This is a genomic window from Colwellia sp. BRX10-9, assembly GCF_014077405.1.
Taxonomy (GTDB): domain Bacteria; phylum Pseudomonadota; class Gammaproteobacteria; order Enterobacterales; family Alteromonadaceae; genus Colwellia_A.
Map to the genome: position 1 here is coordinate 1 of NZ_JACGVV010000141.1, position 292 is coordinate 292.

General features: G+C 42.1%; 1 protein-coding gene. It reads right to left on the reverse strand.

Annotated elements, in window-relative coordinates; all coding sequences use genetic code 11:
* Positions 1–292 (reverse strand): cadherin-like domain-containing protein (locus H4J69_RS19795; protein ID WP_182252065.1); only part of this gene is annotated, 292 nt, incomplete at both ends.

The window sequence follows — 292 nt, forward strand, 5'->3', positions numbered from 1 at the left end:
TATCATCACTTAAATCAGAAACCGGTGTTACTGAAATGGTTAGGGTAGAACTCTGAGTGTCACCTGCACCGTCAGTAACAATGTAAGTAATTAGAGGAACAGCACCATTAAAGTTATCATTCGGAGTGAAAGTGTAACTACCATCGGCATTTAAAGTGAGTTCACCTTCCGCAAGAGTAACCGTATCACCTGCATTGTACGTATTCCCACCAACACTAAAGCTCGTTACGGTTAACGGACCGTCTGCTGTTTCTGCATTATCAAGCACATTACCTGTTGCGATTGTATCTTC